A 20,706-nucleotide genomic window follows, 5' to 3' on the forward strand; every position below is an offset into this window, starting at 1 on the left:
GCAGGCCCACGCCGCGTCCCCCGGCGCCCACGCCCAGCCGGCCGACGCCCGAGGCGGTCGCTCCCGTACCGGAGCCCAGCCCGCCCGCGCCGACGCCGCCGCCGGCGCCCAAGGCGGTCCGGCTGCCCCCGCCGGCCCCCGCCCCGGAGCCGAAGCGGCACCAGAGCACGCCGCCGACCACCACGATGCTGCTGGTCACCGTCCCGGCGGTGCTCGCCGCCGCGGCGCTCAAGCCCCGCTCACGGACCGCCCGCGGCGGCCGGAGCAGCCGGTCCTGAGACCGGCACGACCACGTTGACCGTCGATTTCCCGGACTGGAGTGTGCCCATGTCGGAGTGGTTGGCCCTGGCGATCGCCATGCTGGCGGCGTGCGCCGTCGTCGTGGCGGTCGTCTTACTGAGACACCGTCGGGTCGCCGATGACGACGACCCGACGGAGACCCCCGACGTCATCGAGTACATGACGATGATGATCGGCGTGGTCTACGCGATCGTCCTGGGGCTCGCCATCGCGGGCGTGTGGGAGGCCCGCAGCGCGGCCCAGGACGACATCCTGCGGGAGGCACAGTCCCTGCACGAGGTGAGCGAACGCGCCCAGGTCTACCCCGCGGACTTCCGCGACCAGCTGCGGTCCGACGTCGACGCGTACGTGTCCTTCGTCGTCGACACCGAGTGGACGCACATGGAGGAGCAGGGCGAGATCTCACCGCGCGGCACCGAGCTGCTGGCCAAGCTGCGCGCGGACGCCGCCGGCCGGACCCCGCAGAACGACCTGGAGGCCCAGACCTACCAGCCGATCCTGGACCGGATCGCGATCGCCGACGAGACCCGCAACTCCCGCGGCCAGAGCACCGGCCCGACCATGCCGGGGGTGGTGTGGTTCGGCCTGATCGTCGGTGCGCTGGTCACCGTCGGCATGATCTTCACGCTGCAGATCCGCCGCTCCGGCCGCGAGCTGTTCCTGGCGGGCGTGTTCAGTGCGCTGATCGGGTTCCTGCTCTTCCTGATCTGGGACTTCGACGACCCGTTCGGCCGTGGCATCTCGGTGACCACCCAGCCGTTCCTGGACCTGTTCCCGCAGCTCGGCGGGTCGGGCTGACCGCCCTGTGACGGCCGCCCCGGTGGGCGAAACGGATCTGCACCAACGCCCCTCGCCGCACCGCGGCGGGGGGCGCCGGTGGTCGGGGGCCCCACGCGCCGGGGCTAGACTGGTGCGCAGTTGTGCAGGCACCTCGTTCGGTGAGGCGTCGCCACGGACACAGGCCACTGACCCCACGACGTCGAGAGACGCCCAGGTTCAGGACAGGTCTCCCCGGCCTAAGGGGTGACCCCAAGTGGCTGCACCCCAGGGGTGCTACGCCGTGGCGTGCCAAAGCTCTGACGAGTTCAGGGGTGCCACCCGGTCGGCGGGCGTATCCGTGCTGCCCGGGGGAATCTCCTGTGTGCGCGATCCGGCGCCCCCGCGGGCGCCCCGGCGGCGAGGAGGTGAGAGCGGTGGAGTGCAGTAGTCCGGGCCGAAGTCGGCCCCACCCCGGGATGACCCCGTTCACGTCCTGCGTCCCGTGCCCCGTCCGCCGCACGTCCCCCGCCCCCGGCTCCCTCCGGGACTGACCGCCGCCGCGGTCCGCCCTCGGGTGCGCCGCCGTGCGGGCGTGCCCGGCCACGGCCGGGGCGGCCCCTCTCCGCCTTCCTGCCCGTGGCCCGCCGCCCTCGCGCGGCAGCGCGCCGTCGGTCCGCGGCGGACCACGATCCGTGGAGGTTCCTGCCATGTCCGACTGGCGTGTGCGCGCGGTGCGCGCGAGCAAGCGTCCGTTCAGCCGTCCCGCCGCCACGGCCCGCCCGGAAGTGGTGCTCGCCCCCGAACACTCGATGGACCCGAGGCCCGAGCAGCGGGGCGCCGCGACCACCCTGGAGCGGTCCGTGGTGGACGCCGCGGTCTACCGCGACGGGCACCGGGTCGAGGCGCCCAGCAGCCTGGCCGAGATCTACCAGCAGATCCCCGGCAAGCCCGGCACGATGGCCTGGATCGGCCTGCTGCGCCCGGCCGAGGCCCAGCTCACCGAGGCCGCCGAGCGCTTCGGCCTGCACGAACTGGCCGTCGAGGACGCCATCGTCGCCCACCAGCGGCCCAAGCTGGAGCGGTACGGCGACACCCTCTTCGTGGTGCTGCGGGCCGCCCGCTACCTGGACGACGACGAGGCGGTCGACTTCGGCGAGATCCACCTGTTCGTCGGCCCTGACTTCGTGGTCACCGTCCGGCACTCGCAGTCCCCCGACCTGTCCGCGGTCCGCCGCCGGCTGGAGGGCGACCCCGAGCTGCTCGCGCTCGGCCCCGAGGCCGTGCTGTACGCGGTACTGGACGCGGTGGTCGACGGCTACGCGCCGGTGATCGCCGGGCTGCAGCACGACATCGACGAGATCGAGACGGAGGTGTTCGGCGGCGACCCCGGCGTCTCCCGCCGGATCTACGAGCTCTCCCGCGAGGTGATCGAGTTCCAGCGGGCCACCCGCCCGCTGCTGGACATCATGGGCAGCCTGGAGGCCGGCTTCGAGAAGTACGGCACCGACGAGGAGCTGCGGCGCTACCTGCGCGACGTCGCCGACCACGCGACCACCGCGGCCGAGCGGGTCGACGGCTTCCGGCAGATGCTGCAGAACATCCTCACGGTCAACGCCACCCTGGTCTCGCAGGCCCAGAACGAGGAGATGAAGCAGCTCGCCGAGGCCGGGCACGCCCAGAACAACGAGATCAAGAAGATCTCCTCCTGGGCCGCCATCCTGTTCGCCCCGACCCTGATCGGCACCGTCTACGGGATGAACTTCACCGAGATGCCGGAGCTGAAGTGGGCGTTCGGCTACCCGTTCGCGATCGGCCTGATGGCGCTGGTCTGCGGCAGCCTGTACCTGGTCTTCAAGCGCCGCGACTGGCTGTAGCGGGCGGCGGCGCGGCCGGGCGGGCGCCGGTCAGAGCCAGTCGTTGCGGCGGAACGCCCGGAAGGCGACCACGCAGACGGTCACGATCAGCGCCAGCACCGCCGGGTAGCCGTACGTCCACCGCAGCTCCGGCATGTGGTCGAAGTTCATGCCGTAGATGCCCACCACCATGGTCGGCACCGCGACCAGGGCTGCCCCGGCGCTGATCTTGCGCATGTCGGTGTTCTGCTGCAGCGACAGCCGGGCCACACTGGCGTCCAGGACAGAGGAGACCAGCTCGTCGAAGGCGGCGATCCGCTCCTTGGCCTGGGCGTGGTGGTCGGCGACGTCCCGCAGGTAGGCGGTGAGGCCGGCCGGCAGGCCCGGCAGTGAGCCGTCGGTCAGCCGCTTCAGCGGCCCGCCCAGCGGCACCACGGCGCGTTTGAACTCCATCAGCTCGCGCTTGAGCTGGTAGATCCGGCCGGCGTCGTCGGTGCGTTCGGGCGAGAAGACGGCGGTCTCCAGCTCCTCCACGTCCCGTTCGAAGGCGTCGGCGACCTCCAGGTACCGGTCGACCACGTGGTCGGCGACCGCGTGCAGGACGGCCACCGGTCCGAGCGCCAGCAGCTCCGGCGCGGACTGCAGCTCCCGCCGCACCCCGGCCAGTCCCGGCGCGCTGCCGTGCCGCACCACGATGGCGAAGCCGGGCCCGGCGAACACCATGATCTCGCCGGTGTCGACGATCTCGGCGGTGGCGGTCACCCGGTCGTGGTCGACGTAGACGATCGTCTTGAGCACCAGGAACAGCGTGTCCCCGTAGCGTTCCAGCTTGGGCCGCTGGTGGGCGCGGACGGCGTCCTCGACGGCCAGCGGGTGCAGCGCGAACGCGCCCGCCATCTCGGCGAACTGCTCGGCGGTCGGCTCGTACAGCCCGATCCAGACGAACCGGTCCGGCCGCTCGGCGAGCTGCCCGGCCACGGCCGCGAGGTCCACCTCGCCGGGCATCCTGCGGCCGTCCTCGTACAGCGCACAGTCCACGACCGTCCGCGAGTCCATCACGCCACCACCCCATCGGACCCGGCCCGGTGCCGCCCGCCCTCGGCCCGCCAACCTACCCGCCGCCTCCCCGTCGGCGAAGCGGGGACCTGCGGGACCGCCGGGACCGCCGGTCAGCGGGCCCCCGCTCAGCGGCTCCCGGTCAGCCCGACCGGCGGCCGCCGATGCCACCCGTCGGGGCCGAGGTGCCGGCGTCCGCGGCGGTGCAGCTCGGCCAGGTCCTGCTGGAGGGCGGGCCTCGGCACGGTCAGCACCGGGCAGAGCGCCCTGCGGACGCAGTACGCCGTCACCGACGGGCGCAGACCCCGGTGGAGCAGACCACCGCCCGCCCCGACCACCAGGAGGTCGCCGGCCCGGTCGGCGGTCCGCACCAGCACCCCGCCGGTGTCGCCGCGGACCGCCTCGGCGGTCAGCCGGACCCCGGCCGGCATCCCGCCGAACGCATCGTCGAGCGCCTGCGCCAGCCGGTGGGCCGCGGCGTCGCGCCACAGGGACAGCAGCGGCGGGCAGGGCGCCAGCCGGTAGCCGTGCTCACCGCCCTGCGGCGCCCAGGCCAGCACCGCCAGCACCTCGGCGTCCGTGCGGGCCGCCTCGGCGACGGCCCGGTGCAGCGCCGCCAGGCTGCCCAGTGATCCGCCGACACCCACCACGATGCGACGCCCGTGCGCCACCGCTGCGCCGTCGATGCCCGGCTCCGCCATGTCCCGCTCCTTCGTCCGTTCGAACGGGGTCCAGCCAAAGCCCTCGGGCGGCCTCCCGGCCGGTCCCTGACATTTCCCTGACGGCGCGTGCCGCTCTCCGAACGCCTCCCTGACGGCGTCCCGGGCCGCCGGGCACACCGCGCGGCGGGCCCGCCGCGCCGACGCGCGACCGTCCGTACCGGGTGCCAGGCTGGCTCCGACAGCGATCCGCGAACGGAGACACCATGATCACCACTGACTTTGCGACGGGCTCCCCGGTCTGGCTCGACCTCGGTGCGCCCGACGTCGACGCGGCGGGTGCCTTCTACTCCGCCGTGTTCGGCTGGCAGACGCAGTCCTTCGGCGAGGACACCGGCGGGTTCCTGGCCCTGCACCACGGCGGGAAGCTGGTCGGCGGCATCGGCCGGCTCACCGAGCAGGGGGCCCGCTCCGCCTGGATGCTCTACTTCAAGACCGCCGACGTGGACGCCGCCGCCAAGACCGTCGAGCGCCTCGGCGGCACGGTCCGGGTCGCCCCGATGGACGCCGGCGAGGACGGGCGGATGGGCCAGTTCACCGACCCGCAGGGCGGCCAGTTCGCGCTCTGGCAGCAGGTCGGCGGCCGGTCCGGCCTGGAGGCGGTGGACGGCCCGGGCACGCTGAACTGGACCGAGCTGTACACCACCGACGCCGAGGCGGCGAAGACCTTCTACGGCGAGCTGCTCGGCTGGCGGACCGCGGCGATGCCGATGCCGGGCGACGGGGGCACGTACTGGATCATCACCCCGCAGGGGCTCGGCCAGGACCGGATGCAGGGCGGCCTGATGCAGCTGCCCGCCGAGTACCTGGCGCTCAACGGCGGCAAGCCGTACTGGCACCCGGTGTTCGCCGTCGAGGACTGCGACGCGACCGTCGCCACCGTGACCGGGAACGGCGGCAGCGTGCAGATGGGCCCCGAGGACGTACCGGGCGTCGGCCGGCTGGCCGTCTGCCTCGACCCGGCGGGCGCGGACTTCGTCGTCCTGCGGCCCGCACCGCCCGCCCAGGGCTGACCTGCCGAGCCGACCGGGCGGGGCCGCGGCCCCGCCCGCCGCAGGACGGAGTGCCGTGCGCCGTCGTCACAGCTTCCACCTGGACCGGGCGGGCCACTCGGTCACGGTGAACATCCGCTCGGGCTGGATCACCGAGACCGAACTGCTGGTCGACGGGCGGGAGATCGCCTTCCACCGCGCCCACGGGCCGGGCGTGCTGCCGCGCACCCTCTGCGGGGTGCTGCCCGGGCGCCCCGGCGCCTTCCTGGTCCGGATCGACCGCCCGGCCCCGGGCGCGCCGGAGCTGCGCTGCGAACTGGAGCTGGACGGCGCCGTCCTGCCGATGACGGCGGACACCGGCGGGCCGTGAGCCCATCCGGGGGCGAGAATGGGCAGGTGGACGCCGGGCATCCCGGCCGGTACCCCGCCGAGGTGAGCAGCCCGGCCAGGGTCGCCGGACCGGACGAGGCGATCGGCGCGGACGAGCTGGCGCTCGCCGCCCGCAACCACGCGCTGCCGCTGGAGGCCCTGCGCGCGGAGGTGACACCCGCGGGCCTGCACTACGTCCTCACCCACTACGACATCCCCGCCGTCGCCGTCGCCGGCGCCGACGACGCCGGGTGGCGGCTCACCGTGGCGGGCCGCTGCCGCACCCCGCTGCGGCTGGACCTCGCGGCGCTGCGGGCGCTGCCCGCCGTCACCGCCCGGGTGACGCTGGAGTGCGCCGGCAACGGGCGGGCGCTGCTGTCGCCGCGGCCGGTGAGCCAGCCCTGGCTGGACGGCGCGGTCGGCACGGCGGACTGGACGGGTGTGCCGCTGCGGGTGCTGCTGGCGCAGGCCCGGCCCGCGCCGGAGGCCGTCGAGGCGGTGTTCACCGGCGCCGACCACGGGATCGAGCGCGGGGTCGAGCAGGACTACCGGCGCAGCCTGCCGCTGCCGGTGGCGCTGGCCGAGGACCGGCCGGTGCTGGTCGCGTACGCGATGAACGGGCAGCCGCTGCCGCCGCAGCACGGCCACCCGGTGCGGCTGGTCGTCCCGGGCTGGTACGGGATGGCGAGCGTGAAGTGGCTGTGCGGGATCGAGTTGACCGACACCCCGTTCACCGGTTTCCAGCAGGCCGTCGCGTACCGCTACCGGCGCTCCCCCGACGACCCCGGCGAGCCGGTGACCCGGATCGCGCCGCGGGCCCTGCTGGTCCCGCCGGGGATGCCGGACTTCATGTCACGCACCCGGGTGGTGCGGCCCGGCCGGGTCCTGCTGGAGGGCCGGGCCTGGTCCGGGCACGCCCCGGTGACCCGGGTCGAGGTCAGTACGGACTCCGGCCGCAGCTGGCACGAGGCCGAGCTCGCCCCGGCCGACCCGCGCCACCCGTGGGCCTGGCGGCACTGGCACTACCCGTGGACCGCGACGCCCGGCCGCCACCGGCTCGGTGCCCGCGCCCACGACGCCGCGCAGCACGGCCAGCCTCTCGATGCGGAATGGAACCGCGGCGGCTTCGGCAACAACGCGGTCCAGCGGGTGCCCGTGGTCTGTCTGTGACCCGGTCGACGAGGCGGGGCGGCCCGCGGATTCGGTGCGGCCGGCCGCACCCGCCGAAACGGAACACAGGAATTCGGTGGGGTCCGGCACGATCAGGTGCCGCCGAGCGTTCCGGCCGCCATTCGGGGCCGGCCGAACGCATTCCCATTCCACATCCGGCCCGGCCCGGCGATTTTCATGAAACCGGGCGCGCGGGCATCTCCGGCCCTCCAGGCCAAGGGAGACCGGCAAATGGGACCATGCGGGCCGGACCTTACCGGACAAAGAATTCCAAAGGGTCGGAGCTCCACCAAAACCCGGTGAACCGGTCAAATCATCCGATCTCATTTGACGGGTACACACCTAATTGCCTTGCACCCCCACTATGGGCGGGTTACGATGGCGTACGATAAGTCGAACAATTATCGCCATTCATAAATAAGCGCAATATCCAGCTAAAGAAACCGGAAAGCCAGCGGGGGCGGCCGTCCGTTGCACACCCATCGCACCCCGCCGCGTCGGCGCGGCGGTGCGGACGGGTGTCGGCGTCCCTGCGCGCACCCGCGCAGCACCTGCCACAGCAAAGGAACCAGCCGCATGACGCAAGCCAGGGTCCACCGGCCGCACGATCCCCATCGGCGAGCACGCCAGGCCGCACGCCGGGGCGGCCCGGCCGAACCGCGCACCGGCGGCACACCGGCCGGCCGTCAGATCTGATGACGGGGCCACGGGGGATGCAGGATCCGGTCAGGCCGGCGGGGGCACGGTCGTTCGGTGAGGAGCTGGAAGCACTCCTGATCGAACGTCAGCTCTCCTGGCGCAAACTCTCCCAGCGGGTCGGATACACGGCCGGCTGGCTCAGCAAGATCAAGAACGGCCGCCAGCCGTCGGCCGACCTGGCCCGCCGGTGCGACGAGGTGCTCCAGGCCGGAGGCCGGCTGGTGGCCCTGGCCGCGGCGCACCCGGCCGCCCACAGGGCCCCGGCGCCGGTCGCCGCCCATCTCGTCCGGCCCGCCCAACTGCCGGGCGCCACCGCCGGGTTCGTCGGCCGGGAGGCCGCCCTCGGACAGCTCGACGCGGCCCTCACCGGCGCGGTGCGCACCGGCGTCCCCCGGGTCGTCGCGATCGACGGCCCGCCGGGCGTCGGCAAGACCGCGCTGGCGCTGCGCTGGGCGCACGACGTGGCACCGCAGTTCCCGGACGGACAGCTCTACATCGACCTGCACGGCTACTCCAGCAAGGCCGCCCACGTGCTGCCCGAGGACGTACTGGAGAAGTTCCTGGTCGCGCTCGGCGTGCCGGTGGGCGAGATACCCGACGGGACCGACCAGCGGGCCGGGCTGTACCGCTCGATCCTGGCCGGCCGGCGCATCCTGGTGGTGCTCGACAACGCCGCGGACTTCCCGCAGGTCGAACCGCTGCTGCCCGGGTCGAGCGAGTGCGTGGTGGTGGTCACCAGCCGCAGCCGGCTGTTCGCGATGGCCGTCCGCACCCACGCCGGCCGGGTCACCCTCGAACCGCTGTCCGGCGAGGAGTCCTGCCAGCTGCTGCGCACCGTGATCAGCCCGCAGCGGGCGGACCGGGAGGCCAAGGCGCTGGGCGAGCTGGCCCGGCTGTGCGGCCACCTCCCGCTGGCGCTGAGGATCGTCGCCGAGCAGATCCTGATGAGTCCCACCCTCAGTCTCGGCCGGCTGCTGGACGACCTGGTCGCCGAGGGGCAACTGCTCGAACTGCTCTCCCCGGACGACGCGATCGCCGTCCGGGCGGTCTTCTCCTGGTCGTACCGGCAGCTGGACGAGGAGTGCCGGCGCACCTTCCGCCTGCTGAGCCTGCACCCCGGGGTCCGGCTGAACCGCGAGTGCGCCGCCGCCCTGGTCGGCCGCCCGGTGCCGCAGACCGCGTCGCTGCTGGAGAAGCTGCACGGGATGCACCTGCTGGAGCGCGACGACGACGGCTGGTACCGGCTGAACGAACTGCTGCGGCTGTACGCCGCCGAGCGCTCCCGGGCGGACGACACCGCGGAGGACTGCCGCCGGGCCGTCCGGCGGATGACCGACTGGTACGTGGGCATGGTGACCGCCACCCACCTGCAGCTGGCACCGTTCCGCTCCAGCCTGAACTGGCTCCGGCCGCGGACCGCGGCCCCACGGATCGACCCCGCGCCGTTCGCCGACGAGGTGGCCGCGCTGCGCTGGTGCGACGCCGAGCTGCCGAACCTGGTGCCGGTGACCGAACTGGCGGCGGAACACGGGTTCCACGAGACCGTGGTGGTGCTGGCCCTGCGGCTGTTCGACTACCTGATCCTGCGCAAGCCCTGGTCGACCTGGGTCGCCACGCACGAACTCGCCCAGCGGGCCGCGCAGGAGACCGGCTGGGCGCAGGCCCTCGGCTGGGTCAAGACCCATCTCGCCTACGCCTACTGGTGGCTGCGCGACAGCGCCAGGTGCGGCCGGCTCTGCGAGGAGGCGCTGGAGATCCTGCGGGAACTCGGCGACCGGTGCGGGGAGGGCTGGGCGCTGGAGGGGTACGCGATCAACGTCCGGGACACCGGCGACCTGGCGGGCGCGTACGCCTGCGCCGCCGAGGCGCTGGAGATCTTCCGCGAGGTCGAGAACCACGAGGGCCAGGCCGCCGCACTCGGCACCCTGTGCGACATCGACAACCGGACCGGAAGATCCGACACCGCCCTCGCCGCCGCCCGGGACTCGCTGCAGATCAGCGAGGAGATCCGGGACTACCAGCGGCAGGGGCGCAGCCTGATCCGGATGGCCGCGATCTACCTGACCCGGGGGGACAGCGAGCAGGCGCTGCGCTACGCCGAGCTGGCGGTCGACCTGCACCGGCGGATCAACGACGAGTGGGGCGCCGCGGAGGCGTTCGCCCGGCAGGGCGACATCCTGTTCGAACTCGGCCAGAAGGAACGGGCGGTGGTGTCCTGGTCGGCCGCGCTGGAGACCTACGGCGAGCTGGACGACCCCCGGGTGGACGGACTGCGCAAGGCGCTGGAGCGGTCGGGCTGCTGCTGAGTGCCGGTGGGCGGGCGTCCGCCGCGGGGGCCGCGGACGCCCGCCCGGCTCAGGTGGCGACCTCCGTCCGAGGCGTGCGCGGCAGCGGCGCCGCCGCCGCGGGCAGTGCCAGCACGGACCGGGCGACGGCGTCGGAGTCGCACAGCGTCACCGAGTTGACGCCGGGCCGGATCCCGGCGGCGGTGGCCCAGCGGACCGATTCGGTGGGGACGCCGTAGGCGACCCGCCGCGGGTGCGCCGACCCGCGCGCGTCGAGCAGGCGGAAGGTGCCCTCCTCGATCGCCAGGCCGCCGGTCTCGTGGCCGTCGCCGGCGGCCGACGGGACCCGGTGGGTCACCGCCTGGCCGGTGCGCAGCAGGTGCAGCAGCAGCGGGTCGGCGGTGCGCCGCAGGTCCGGTTCGGGCAGCCGGGCCTCGACCAGCGCGGTGGCCCGCACCGCGGGCCCGGGCACGGCCGCGGAGGCCGCGGTGAACCGGCCGAGGCCGGTGTCGACCTCGATCCCGTCGACCGGGCCGAGCGGTTCCAGCACGCCCGCCGTGATCAGCGCGATCATCATCTCGATCCGGGCGGCGGGCGGTCCGATCGACAGGAACGCGTTGACCGGGTTGTACCAGCGTTCCAGGTCATCCCGGTGCGAGTCGCCGTCCAGGCCGGCGTGGTCGACCGCGAGCCGGACCTCGTTGCGCAGGTCGCGCAGCACGTCCAGGGCGGCCTTCAGCGGGCTGGCGACGTTGCCCGCGCGGGCCTGCCGCAGGTCCTCGGCCAGGTGGTCCAGCAGCCAGGCGCGGTAGTCCTCGCGGCCGGCGAACTCGCGGCCGCGGTGCGGGGCGGTGATCCGGTCCCAGTCCCAGCGCTCGGCGGGGTCGATCCGGTAACGGTCCAGCACCCCGGCGTGCGCGCCGTCCGGGCGCACCGCCAGGAACTCGGCGGTGAACGACTCGCGCTCGGCCGCCCGGCCGCGGGACGCCAGCAGCGTGCCGTAGTAGACCGCCTCCACCTCGGCGGCGATCAGCGGCCACAGGTGCTCGCGGAAGCGCAGCCCGCCGCCGCGGCGCAGCCCGGCCACCCGCTCGGGGGTCAGCAGACGCGGCAGGTGGCGGCCGTACGGGCCCTTCTGGTTCTCGCCGCGGCCGTGGTACGGGATGCCGCGGCGCGAGCAGGCGTACAGCACCGGCTCCTGCCCGGACGGGCGGTAGACCAGCCGTCCGGGCCCGTCGCCCGGCGCCCCGGCCGGCTCCGCCCGGACGAAGGTGCCGCCGCGGCCCACTGTGAACAGCGCGACGTAGTCGAAGAAGTTCAGCCCGAGGCCGCGGAGCAGGACGTGCTCGCCCGGGGCGATCACGGTCAGGTCCACGTCGGCCGGGTTGGCCGGGGTGAGGTAGGTCAGCGCGTGGGCACGGGCCAGCCGGGCGATCCGCTCCTCCTGCCGGGTCGGCCGGGCGGGCAGGTGGCCCTGCGCCATCACCACGGCGTCCAGCCCGTCGATCCAGCTGCCGTCCTGCAGCCGCACCCGCTGGGGGCCGCCCGGCACGCCGAGCGCGTCCGCGACGGCCACCGCGCGCGCGGCGTGCACGAGCACCCGGACGTGGCCGGGCGCGCGGGCGGTCACCCGCTCGAAGGCGGCCCGCAGGTAGCAGCCGTAGAACGCCCGGCTCGGGTAGGAGTCCGGGGTCAGGTCCCGGGCCTCGGCCAGGGTCTGGTCGTCCTGGCCCTGCCCGTCGCCGCGCACCAGGGCGGCCGCCCACTCGTACAGGCTCGGACCCGGTTCGACCGGGCCGTCGATCAGCACGCTGTCGTCCGCGTAGACGGTGATCTGCGAGGCGACGGTGTTGGTCAGCAGGTGACGGGACTGGTCGGTGCGCCAGACCGCCCCGGCGCCCGGCGGGTACGGATCGATCAGGTGGACGGTGACCTCGGGATGCCGCCGGGCGGTCCGCTCCCGGGCGCACAGGCGCTCCAGGACGGACAGGCCGCGGGGCCCGGCACCGATGACGGCGATCGAGAACGGCCGGCCGCCCATCACCGCTCCGGTCGGCGGCCCACGGCGACCAGGGCCCGGCGCGGCACCTCGAGGTGCCAGCCGCCGGTCCCCGGGTCGCGCCGCGGCTCGATCACGGGCCGGACGCCGTCCGGCCCGGGGACACCGAACACCTCACGCGCCCGCTGCACGGTCCACTCCTCGGCGCGCTCGGCGCCGAGCGAGTCCTCGAGGCCGACCAGCCCGTACATGTCGAGCAGGTAGCGGCCCATGCCCAGATCCGCCGCGCGCGGCGAGTCGGCCACCACCCGGTAGGGGTCGGCCAGTTCGACCACCCGGACGTCCTCGAACCCCGCCTTGTCCAGGCAGGCCGTCAGCTCCTCCCGGGTGAAGTGGGCGAAGCGGTGCCCGGTGGCGGAGTACCGGTCCACCACCTGCTCGAACCAGACGTCCATCGGGCCGCCGACCTCGAAGTCGTGCATCACGAACACCCCGCCCGGGCGCAGCACCCGCAGCGACTCCTCGGCCGCGAGCAGGCGGTCGGACTCCGGCAGGTGGTGCGTCCCGTACGCGAGCAGCACGCCGTCGACCGACCCGGAGCGGAACAGCAGGCGCGAGGCGCTCTGCAGCACCGCCGGCAGGCCGGCCTCCCAGGCGGCCTCGACCATCAGCGGGGACAGGTCGCAGGTCATGATGGACAGACCGTGGTGGCCGGTCCGCCCCGCCACCCGGCGCACCAGGCCGTCGCCGCCGAGCAGGTCCAGCACCACCTGTCCGCGCTGCTCGGCCGGGTCGCAGATCAGCCGCAGCAGCTGGTCGATGCCGTGGGCCCGGGTCATCAACCGGTCCTGCTGGGCGCGGACGTAGCGCTCGCCGCGGCCGCCCGCGGCGGCGGGCCCGAAGTCGTCGCGCCCGCCCGCCGCCCGCCGCAGGTCCTCGGCCCAGGCCGCGACCAGGTCCTGGTCGAGCCGGTCGAGGAGCCGGGGGTGTTCCCGGCCCAGCCGTTCGAGCTGGGCGGGCAGGTCGTCTCCCCTGGTGGGGGTGGTCGCCGTGGTGTCCATGGCGCGCCTCGCTTTCTCCGTCGTTACGCCAAAGAGCAAGGAGGTCCGGCCGTCGGGGGCGGCCCGCGGACGGGTGCCGCGTTCCGCCGCCGGACGGTGGCGGTGGAAGGTCCTCGAAGGGTTCGTCGTCCCGGACGCTAACCGCGGCCGTCCGGCGCGGCCAGGGCCGGCCGAGGCCGTACCGGGCCCCGCCCGCCGCCCTGATCACACCTCAGCGACCGCCTCCCACCTGGGCGTTCGCTGGCCGCGGGACCCGCGCCGAGCGGCCCGCGGCCACGGTGACCGTAACCGGGCAGGGCGGACCGTACGGTATCGCCGCCGCCCGACCGTACGGTGATCCACCGATGCCGGCCGACCCACCCGCCTGTTTGGCTGCGGAGGACGAGTGCGGCACCCCCGGCCGGCCGGCGCCCAGGCCGAGGGCCGGGGCGCCGCCGAACCAAGGACCGGCCGCCCGGACGGCCCTGACACGGATGGTGGCGATGACCGAGCAGACAACTGCGGCCCCGCGGGAGGCCGGCCCGGCCGGCCGGCGGGAGCCCGCCGTCGCCGAGCCCGCCTTCCGGCCGCTGACGGCCGCCCAGCGGTACTGGTGGTGGCTGGACCGGAACCACCCGGAACTGCCGATCCACACCAGTCCGGTGTTCATGCGGCTGCGCGGCGCACTGGAGCTCCCCGTCCTGCGCTCGGCGCTCGCCGCGCTGTTCGCCGAACACCCCTCGCTGGGAGCGGTGTTCACCACCCGCGAAGGCGTGGCCGGCCAGGCGCCGGTGCCGGGCTGGTCGCCGCCGCTGTCGCTGGTCGACGCGGCCGGTGAGCCCGCGGTGGTCCTGGCCGAGCTGGCCGCACGGGAACGGCGGCGGCGCTTCGACCCGGCCGTGGCACCGGCCGCGCGTGCGGTGCTGGTGCGGTTCGCCCCGGACCACCACGTGCTGATGATCAGCACCCACCGGTTGCGCAGCGACGACCGCTCGCGCGCCGCCCTGCACGCCTCGCTGGTGCGGCACTACGCCGCCGGCGCCGGATCCGCCGCACCCTCCGCCCCCGCGCAGCCCGTCACCGCGCAGCCGTCCCGCGGCCGGCTCGACGAGGAGTACTGGCACGGGCTTCTGGCGGGTGCCCCGGCCCTGCTGGACCTGCCGGTCGACCGCCCGCAGCGCGACAACCACGACTTCCGCGGCGAACGCGAGACGGTGGAGCTCACCGCCGACCAGAGCGCCGCCCTGCGGTCGCTGGCGGCGGACGCCGGCTGCACCCCGTTCGACGTGCTGCTGGCCGCACTGCAGGTGGTCCTCGCCCGCCACACCCGGCAGCAGGCCTTCCTGGTCGGGACGGTCCACAGCCCGGCCGGCCGCCCGGCGGTCGGCCGCCACGACACCCTGCTGCCGCTGCGGGCCGACCTGCGCGGCCGCCCGACGGTGACCGAACTGCTCGGCCGGGTACGGGAGTCCCGCGCCGAGGCCGCCGCACACCCGGGCTTCCCGTACGACCGGCTGGCGGACGCCCTGGACTTCGCCCGCAGCCCCGGCCGGATGCCGCTGCTGCAGGTGGTGTGCTCACCGCAGCCGGCCGGCCCGCAGCCGGCGGACGCCGCCGGACTGCGGATCGAACTGCTGGACGGCGGCGAGGACCTGGCCCCGTTCGAGCTGGCCTGCCAGGTGGCCGAGACCGCCGCCGGGGTCCGGCTGACACTGACCTACCAGAGCAAGGTGTTCGACCGGGCCACCGTGGTCCGGCTCGCCGGGCACTGGCTGACCGTCCTGACCGCGATGGCCGCCGGGCCCGGCACGCCGGTGGACGAACTGCCCCTGCTGGCCGGCGCGGAACGGCAGCAGGCACTGGCCGGGTTCAACCGCACCCGCATCGACCTGCCCGACACCGAGGACGTGGCCCGCGCGGTCGCACGGCACGCCGCCGAACGGGGCGGGGAACCCGCGGTCGAATGCGCCGGCCGCACCCTGACCTACCGCGAACTGGACCGCCGGGTGAACGCACTCGCCGGGCGGCTGCTGGAACGCGGCCTGCGGCCGGACACCCGGGTCGGCGTCCTGCTGGAGCCGTCACCCGACTTCGTGGTGAGCGTGCTGGCGGTGCTGCGGGCCGGCTGCGCGGCCGTCCCGCTGGACGCCGACAGCCCGGCGCAGCGGCTGGCCCTGATGATCGGCGACTCGGCGGCCGCGCTGGTGCTCACCCAGCAGTCGCTGCTCCCCCGGCTGGCCGGCCTCGACTGCGCAGCGCTCCGCCTGGAGGACTGCGGCCTCGACGAGGCCGCCGGGCGCGAGGTGCCGGCCGTCGAGGTCCCGGTGCACCCGGACGGCCTAGCCTACGTCATCTTCACCTCGGGCTCGACCGGCCGCCCGAACGGGGTCGCCGTCAGCCACGGCAGCCTGCGCAACTACCTGGCCTGGGTGCGCGGCGTCCTGATCCCCGACCCGGACCCCGCCACCCCGGTGATCAGCCGGCTGACCTTCGACGGCGCGCTCAAGCAGCTGTTCACCCCGCTGCTCAACGGCCGGACCGCGTGGCTGCTGCCGACCGAGGTGGTCCGCGACCCGGCCGAACTCACCCGGCAGCTCGCCGGCCGCGGCACCGACGTGGTGGTCGGCTGCACCCCGTCGCTGTGCGAGGCGATCCTGGAGTTCGGCGACCCGGCCGCCCACCGGGCCCTGACCGGGCGGCTGAAGCGGTTCCTGCTCGGCGGGGAGCGGGTGGACCGCGAACTGGTCAACCGGATCCGGCGGGTGTTCCCGGACACCGAGGTGTGGAACGTCTACGGCCCCACCGAGACCACCGCCAACGCCTCCACCGCCAGGGTGGACCGCACCACGGGCGCCACCCCGATCGGCGGACCGGTCTGGAACTGCACCTACTACGTGCTCGACGAGCGGATGGAACCGGTCCCGGTCGGGGTGACCGGCGAACTCCACATCGGCGGCACCCCGGTCGCCCGCGGCTACACCGGCCGCGGCGACCTGACGGCGGAGCGCTTCGTCCCGGACCCGTTCGGCGAACGGCCGGGCGGTCGGCTGTACCGCACCGGCGACCTGGTGCGCCGCCTGCCCGGCGGCGCGGTGGAGTTCGTCGGCCGGCGGGACCACCAGGTCAAAATCCGCGGCATGCGGATCGAGCCCGGCGAGGTGGAGGCGGCGCTGCGGGAGCACCCGGGCGTCACCGAGGCGGTGGTGGTGGTCCGCACCGACGGACTCGGCACCCGCCTGGTGGCCTACCTGCGGGCCCGCACCGACGGCCCGTCCGAACGGGCGGTGCGCGGGTACCTGCGCGAGCGGCTGCCCGACTACCTGGTGCCCGCCGCCATCGAGGTCCTGGACTCCCTGCCGCACCTGTCCAACGGCAAGATCGACCGCAAGAGCCTGCCGGCGCCGCGCTCCGCGGTCGCCGCCGACCAGCTGCCGCGGACCGCCACCGAGCGCACCCTGGCCTCGGTCTGGGGCGAGGTGCTCGGGATCACCGAGCAGATCGGCGTGCACGCCGACTTCTTCGAGCTGGGCGGCCACTCGCTGCTCGCCGCCCGGGCCGCGGCCCGGCTCACCGCCGTCCTCGGCGTCCGGGTGACCGTCGGCACGCTGTTCGCCGCCCCGACCATCGCCAGGCTCGCCCCGCTGCTGGCCGGCCCCGGGGACGGCCGGACCGCCACCACACCCGTCGACAACTGACAAGGAGCCCCCAGATGAACGACCCCGGCCAGCGCGAGCACCGGCCGACGGCCACCGGCCTGATCGAACCCCGCCGCACCAGCGGCCCGCTGCCGCTGTCGTTCGCGCAGGAGCGTCTGTGGTTCCTGGCCCAGCTGGAGCCCGAGTCCATCGCCTACCACGTACCGATGGTCTCCGAGCTGACCGGCGACCTCGACGTGGCGGCCCTGGAGTGGTCACTGGGCCGGATCGTGCTGCGCCACGAGGCCCTGCGCACGGTCTTCGAGGAGACCCCGGACGGCCCCCGGCAGCTCGTCCGGCCGTGGACCGGCTTCGACCTCCCGGTGGAGGACCTGCGCCACGCCGAGGACCAGGAGCAGGAGCTGGCCCGGGCCCAGGCCGAGCACGCCCGGACCCCCTTCGACCTGGCGGCCGGACCGCTGCTGCGCGGCCGGCTGCTGCGGCTCGGCGAACGCCGGCACCAGCTGCTGCTGTGCGTGCACCACATCGTCTTCGACGCCTGGTCGCACGGCGTCCTCAACCGCGAACTCAGCGCGCTGTACACCGCCCGGGTCCGCGGCACCGAGCCGGACCTGCCCGAACCACCGGTCCAGTACGGCGACTTCGCGCTCTGGCAGGCCGCCGGCCAGCCCGGCGAGGAGACCGCCGCGCTGCTGGACTACTGGAAGGTCCAGCTGGCCGGCGTCTCCCCCGTCCTGCAGCTGCCCACCGACCGGCCGCGCCCGGCCCTGCAGAGCTACCACGGCGACCTGTACGAGTTCGACCTCCCGCAGGAACTGGTCGACCGGCTGCGGGCGCTGAGCCGGACCCACCGGGTCACGATGTTCATGACCGTGCTGGCCGCCTTCCAACTGGTGCTCTCCCGGCACACCGGCCGCCGGGACTTCCTGCTGGGCGCCCCCTCGGCCAACCGCGGGCAGCCCGAACTCGACCAGCTGATCGGGTTCTTCGTGAACACCCTGGTACTGCGGGCCGACCTGCGCGACGACCCGACCTTCGCCGAGCTGCTGGAACGGGTCAGCGAGACCTGCCTGGGCGCCTTCGAGCACCAGGGCACCCCGTTCGAGCAGCTGGTGGAGGAGCTCGCCCCGGCCCGCGACCTCAGCTACAACCCGCTGGTGCAGGTGCTGTTCGCGTTCCAGGGCGACGACGGGGAGCAGCTCTCGCTGCCCGGGGTCGACCTGCGGACGGTCCGGCGCCAGGACGCGTCCGCCAAGTTCGACCTGACCCTCCGGGTCAAGATCGGCAGCGACCGCAGCCGGGCCGCCATCGCCTTCAACGCCGACCTGTTCGACCGCGGCACCGTCGCCCGGCTGGCCCACCACCTGCGCACCGCGCTGTCGGCCGCGGCGGCCGCGCCCGACACCAGGATCAGCGAGATCGAGATCCTGGACGAGGACGAGCGGCACCGCACCCTGGTGGAGTGGAACAGCTACGGCGGCGAGCTGGAGAGCGCCACCGCCCTGCACCTGCTGGTCGAACAGCAGGCCCGGCGCACCCCGGACGCCGTCGCGGTCCAGGACGGACAGCGGACCCTGACCTACCGGGCCCTCGACGAACGCGCCAACCGCGCCGCCTGGCTGCTGCGCGGGGCCGGGGTGACCACCGGCTCGGTGGTCGGGGTGTGCGCGCAGCGCTCGGTCGAGATGATCGTCGCGGTGCTGGGCGTGCTCAAGGCCGGCGCCGCGTACCTCCCGCTCGACCCGGACCACCCCGAGGCGCGGCTGCGCCACCTGCTCGAGGACGCCGCGGTACCGGCCGTGCTCGCCCAGGCCCGGTTCGCCGACCGGCTGGCCGCGGCCGCCGGGGACGGCGTGCCCGTACTGGCCCTCACCCCGGACGGCGACAGCCCGGCCGAGAAGTCCGCCCGCAGCGACGCCCCGGGGCTGCCGGTGCACCCCGACGGCCTCGCCTACGTGATCTACACCTCCGGTTCCACCGGCCGGCCCAAGGGCGTCGGCGTCGGCCACCGAGCGATCGTCAACAACCTGCTGTGGATGCAGCGGGACTGGCCGCTCGGCCCCGAGGACCGGCTGCTGCACAAGACCCAGTTCACCTTCGACGTCTCGGTCAAGGAACTCTTCTGGCCACTGCTGGCCGGTGCCCGGCTGGTGATGGCGGACCCCGACGGCCACCGCGACCCCGCGTACCTGCGCGAACTGATCGTCCGGGAGCAGATCACCGTCACCCACTTCGTGCCCTCGATGCTGCAGGCCTTCCTCTCCGAGCCCGGCGTCGAGGACTGCCGCAGCCTGCGGCTGGTGATGTGCGGCGCGGAGACCCTGACGGTCCGCCAGCGGGACGAGTTCTTCCGGCTGCTGTCCGCCGAACTGCTGCACCTGTACGGGCCGACCGAGGCCGCCATCGCGGTGACCGCGTGGACCTGTGAGCGCGACCCCGGGACCGTCCGCATCCCGCTCGGCCGCCCGATGCCGGGCTGCCGGATCTACGTCCTGGACGAGCGGATGCAGCCGGCCCCGGTCGGCGTCCCGGGCGAACTGCACATCGCGGGGACCCCGCTGGCGCTCGGCTACCTCGGGCAGGCCACCAGGACCGCCGAGTCCTTCGTCCCCGACCCGTTCGCCGACGTCCCGGGCGGCCGGCTCTACCGGACCGGCGACGTGGCCCGCTGGCGCCCGGACGGCCTGCTGGAGTTCATCGGTCGGGCCGACGCCCAGGTGAAGATCCGCGGCCTGCGGATCGAACCCGGCGAGGTGGAGACCGTGCTGCGCGGCGACCCGGCGGTCGAGGAGGCCGTCGTGCTGGTGCGCACCGACGGTCCCGCCGCCGTCGGCCCGCAGCTGGTCGCCTACGTCCGCGGCCGCGAGCCCGGCCGGGTGACCGCCGACTCGGTCCGCGCCTACCTGCGCGACCGGGTGCCCGACTACCTGGTGCCGGCCGCCGTCCTGGTGCTCGCCGACCTGCCGCGGCTGAGCAGCGGCAAGGTGGACCGCAACGCGCTGCCGCAGCCCGACTGGGACCGCAGCGGCCGGGACCGCACCGCACCGCGCACCGCGACCGAGCGCGAACTGCTCGCCATCTGGTGCGAGGTGCTGGGGATCACCGAGGCCGGGGTCCACGACAACTTCTTCGACCTCGGCGGCGACTCGCTGCTGAGCATCCAGGTGGTCGCCCGCGCCCGCCGCGCCCAACTCTCCTTCACCGTCCGGCACATGTTCCGCCACCAGACGATCGCCGCGCTCGCCGCCACCCTGCAGGCCGACACCCCGGCCGGCGGCACCCCGGCCACCGCGCAGCCCGCCGCCGGCGGCGAGGTCCCGCTGACGCCCGGCCAGCACCGGCTGCTCCAACTGCCGGCGACCGCCCTGACCGCCCGGGTCCGGGCCCTCGAACTGGCCGCGGAGGTCTCCGCCGGACAGCTCGCCGAGGCCCTGGCCGCCCTGACCGCCCGGCACGACGCGCTGCGGATACGGGTGGAACGCTCCGGCACGGCCTGGCGCCAGACGCTGACCGAAGGCACACTGCCGGTACCGCTGCGGGTGGCCGGTCCCTCGGCGGACGGGCCGGCCGATCCGGCCGCCTCGGCGGCCGCCCTGCGCACGGCCGTCGACCCCGCCTCCGGGCAGCCGCTGCACGCGGCGCTGCTCCCGCGCGACGGCCGGCCCTCCCTCCTGCTGCTGGCCGCCCACCCGCTCGCGGTGGACGAGGCCTCCTGGCCGGTCCTGCTCGCGGACCTGGCCGGGCTGCTGGCCGCAGCCGCCGACGGCCGGCCGGTGCCGCCACCCGTCGGCGGCCCGTCGTTCGCGGCC

Annotated in this window: 13 protein-coding genes and 1 riboswitch; of the genes, 8 read left to right on the plus strand and 5 right to left on the minus strand. The window is 74.9% G+C overall.

Going from position 1 to position 20,706, the window contains the following annotated elements:
- On the minus strand, positions 1-199 hold a 199-nt coding region (locus AA75_RS53420), incomplete at its 3' end, for a hypothetical protein (RefSeq protein WP_199520278.1).
- 128 nt (positions 200-327) lie between these two features.
- On the opposite strand from AA75_RS53420, the gene AA75_RS07290 reads away from it, so the two are divergent.
- Complete coding sequence (locus tag AA75_RS07290; RefSeq protein ID WP_033818974.1) at positions 328-1,098, plus strand: DUF4239 domain-containing protein; 771 nt, start codon at positions 328-330, stop codon at positions 1,096-1,098.
- Positions 1,099-1,223: 125 nt separating this feature from the next.
- Positions 1,224-1,398: riboswitch (M-box (ykoK) riboswitch) on the plus strand.
- 368 nt (positions 1,399-1,766) lie between these two features.
- On the plus strand, positions 1,767-2,933 hold the full coding sequence (locus AA75_RS07295) for a magnesium and cobalt transport protein CorA (protein ID WP_033818975.1): 1,167 nt from the start codon (positions 1,767-1,769) through the stop codon (positions 2,931-2,933).
- Between the two features lie 30 nt (positions 2,934-2,963).
- Here AA75_RS07295 and AA75_RS07300 read toward each other — a convergent pair whose 3' ends face one another.
- Positions 2,964-3,968 carry a magnesium and cobalt transport protein CorA gene (locus AA75_RS07300; protein ID WP_051811965.1) on the minus strand — a complete coding sequence of 335 codons (1,005 nt, stop codon included), beginning with the start codon at positions 3,966-3,968 and terminating at the stop codon, positions 2,964-2,966.
- A 128-nt stretch (positions 3,969-4,096) separates the two neighbouring features.
- Positions 4,097-4,669 (minus strand): universal stress protein, encoded by a 573-nt coding sequence (locus AA75_RS07305; protein WP_051811966.1) that lies wholly within the window; start codon positions 4,667-4,669, stop codon positions 4,097-4,099.
- Between the two features lie 224 nt (positions 4,670-4,893).
- Here AA75_RS07305 and AA75_RS07310 point away from each other — a divergent pair, with 224 nt between their 5' ends.
- The 4 genes from AA75_RS07310 to AA75_RS07325 all read left to right on the plus strand — a co-directional run bounded on the left by AA75_RS07310 (position 4,894) and on the right by AA75_RS07325 (position 10,223).
- Positions 4,894-5,700 carry a VOC family protein gene (locus AA75_RS07310; RefSeq protein WP_033818976.1) on the plus strand — a complete coding sequence of 269 codons (807 nt, stop codon included), beginning with the start codon at positions 4,894-4,896 and terminating at the stop codon, positions 5,698-5,700.
- 55 nt (positions 5,701-5,755) lie between these two features.
- On the plus strand, positions 5,756-6,049 hold the full coding sequence (locus AA75_RS07315; protein WP_033818977.1) for a hypothetical protein: 294 nt from the start codon (positions 5,756-5,758) through the stop codon (positions 6,047-6,049).
- 26 nt (positions 6,050-6,075) lie between these two features.
- Positions 6,076-7,218: a sulfite oxidase gene (locus AA75_RS07320; RefSeq protein ID WP_233288950.1), complete on the plus strand. Its 1,143-nt coding sequence runs from the start codon at positions 6,076-6,078 to the stop codon at positions 7,216-7,218.
- Between the two features lie 713 nt (positions 7,219-7,931).
- The gene (locus AA75_RS07325; RefSeq protein ID WP_051811967.1) at positions 7,932-10,223 is read left to right on the plus strand and encodes an NB-ARC domain-containing protein; all 2,292 of its coding nucleotides are present in this window, start codon (positions 7,932-7,934) and stop codon (positions 10,221-10,223) included.
- Between the two features lie 49 nt (positions 10,224-10,272).
- Here the strand turns inward: AA75_RS07325 and AA75_RS07330 are convergent, their stop codons facing one another.
- A complete protein-coding gene (locus tag AA75_RS07330; protein ID WP_033818978.1) occupies positions 10,273-12,243 on the minus strand; it encodes an FAD/NAD(P)-binding domain-containing protein in 1,971 nt (656 codons plus the stop codon).
- On the minus strand, positions 12,243-13,262 hold the full coding sequence (locus tag AA75_RS07335; protein WP_051811968.1) for a class I SAM-dependent methyltransferase: 1,020 nt from the start codon (positions 13,260-13,262) through the stop codon (positions 12,243-12,245). Before AA75_RS07335 ends, AA75_RS07330 begins: the two co-directional genes overlap by 1 nt.
- A gap of 482 nt (positions 13,263-13,744) precedes the next feature.
- Here AA75_RS07335 and AA75_RS07340 point away from each other — a divergent pair, with 482 nt between their 5' ends.
- The gene (locus AA75_RS07340; RefSeq protein WP_158515455.1) at positions 13,745-16,936 is read left to right on the plus strand and encodes a non-ribosomal peptide synthetase; all 3,192 of its coding nucleotides are present in this window, start codon (positions 13,745-13,747) and stop codon (positions 16,934-16,936) included.
- 14 nt (positions 16,937-16,950) lie between these two features.
- The coding region (locus tag AA75_RS07345; protein ID WP_149037993.1) for a non-ribosomal peptide synthetase at positions 16,951-20,706 on the plus strand (3,756 nt) is incomplete at its 3' end.

Source organism: Kitasatospora sp. MBT63, assembly GCF_000710465.2.
In the GTDB taxonomy this organism is placed as follows: Bacteria; Actinomycetota; Actinomycetes; order Streptomycetales; family Streptomycetaceae; genus Kitasatospora.

What these genes read in the sequence shown, in the direction of transcription:
- AA75_RS07305 (WP_051811966.1), bottom strand. Translation starts at nt 4,669, where the DNA reads ATGGCGGAGCCGGGCATCGACGGCGCAGCGGTGGCGCACGGGCGTCGC.
- AA75_RS07325 (WP_051811967.1), top strand. Translation starts at nt 7,932, where the DNA reads ATGCAGGATCCGGTCAGGCCGGCGGGGGCACGGTCGTTCGGTGAGGAG.
- AA75_RS07300 (WP_051811965.1), bottom strand. Translation starts at nt 3,968, where the DNA reads ATGGACTCGCGGACGGTCGTGGACTGTGCGCTGTACGAGGACGGCCGC.
- AA75_RS07330 (WP_033818978.1), bottom strand. Translation starts at nt 12,243, where the DNA reads ATGGGCGGCCGGCCGTTCTCGATCGCCGTCATCGGTGCCGGGCCCCGC.
- AA75_RS07290 (WP_033818974.1), top strand. Translation starts at nt 328, where the DNA reads ATGTCGGAGTGGTTGGCCCTGGCGATCGCCATGCTGGCGGCGTGCGCC.
- AA75_RS07310 (WP_033818976.1), top strand. Translation starts at nt 4,894, where the DNA reads ATGATCACCACTGACTTTGCGACGGGCTCCCCGGTCTGGCTCGACCTC.
- AA75_RS07335 (WP_051811968.1), bottom strand. Translation starts at nt 13,262, where the DNA reads ATGGACACCACGGCGACCACCCCCACCAGGGGAGACGACCTGCCCGCC.
- AA75_RS07340 (WP_158515455.1), top strand. Translation starts at nt 13,745, where the DNA reads ATGACCGAGCAGACAACTGCGGCCCCGCGGGAGGCCGGCCCGGCCGGC.
- AA75_RS07295 (WP_033818975.1), top strand. Translation starts at nt 1,767, where the DNA reads ATGTCCGACTGGCGTGTGCGCGCGGTGCGCGCGAGCAAGCGTCCGTTC.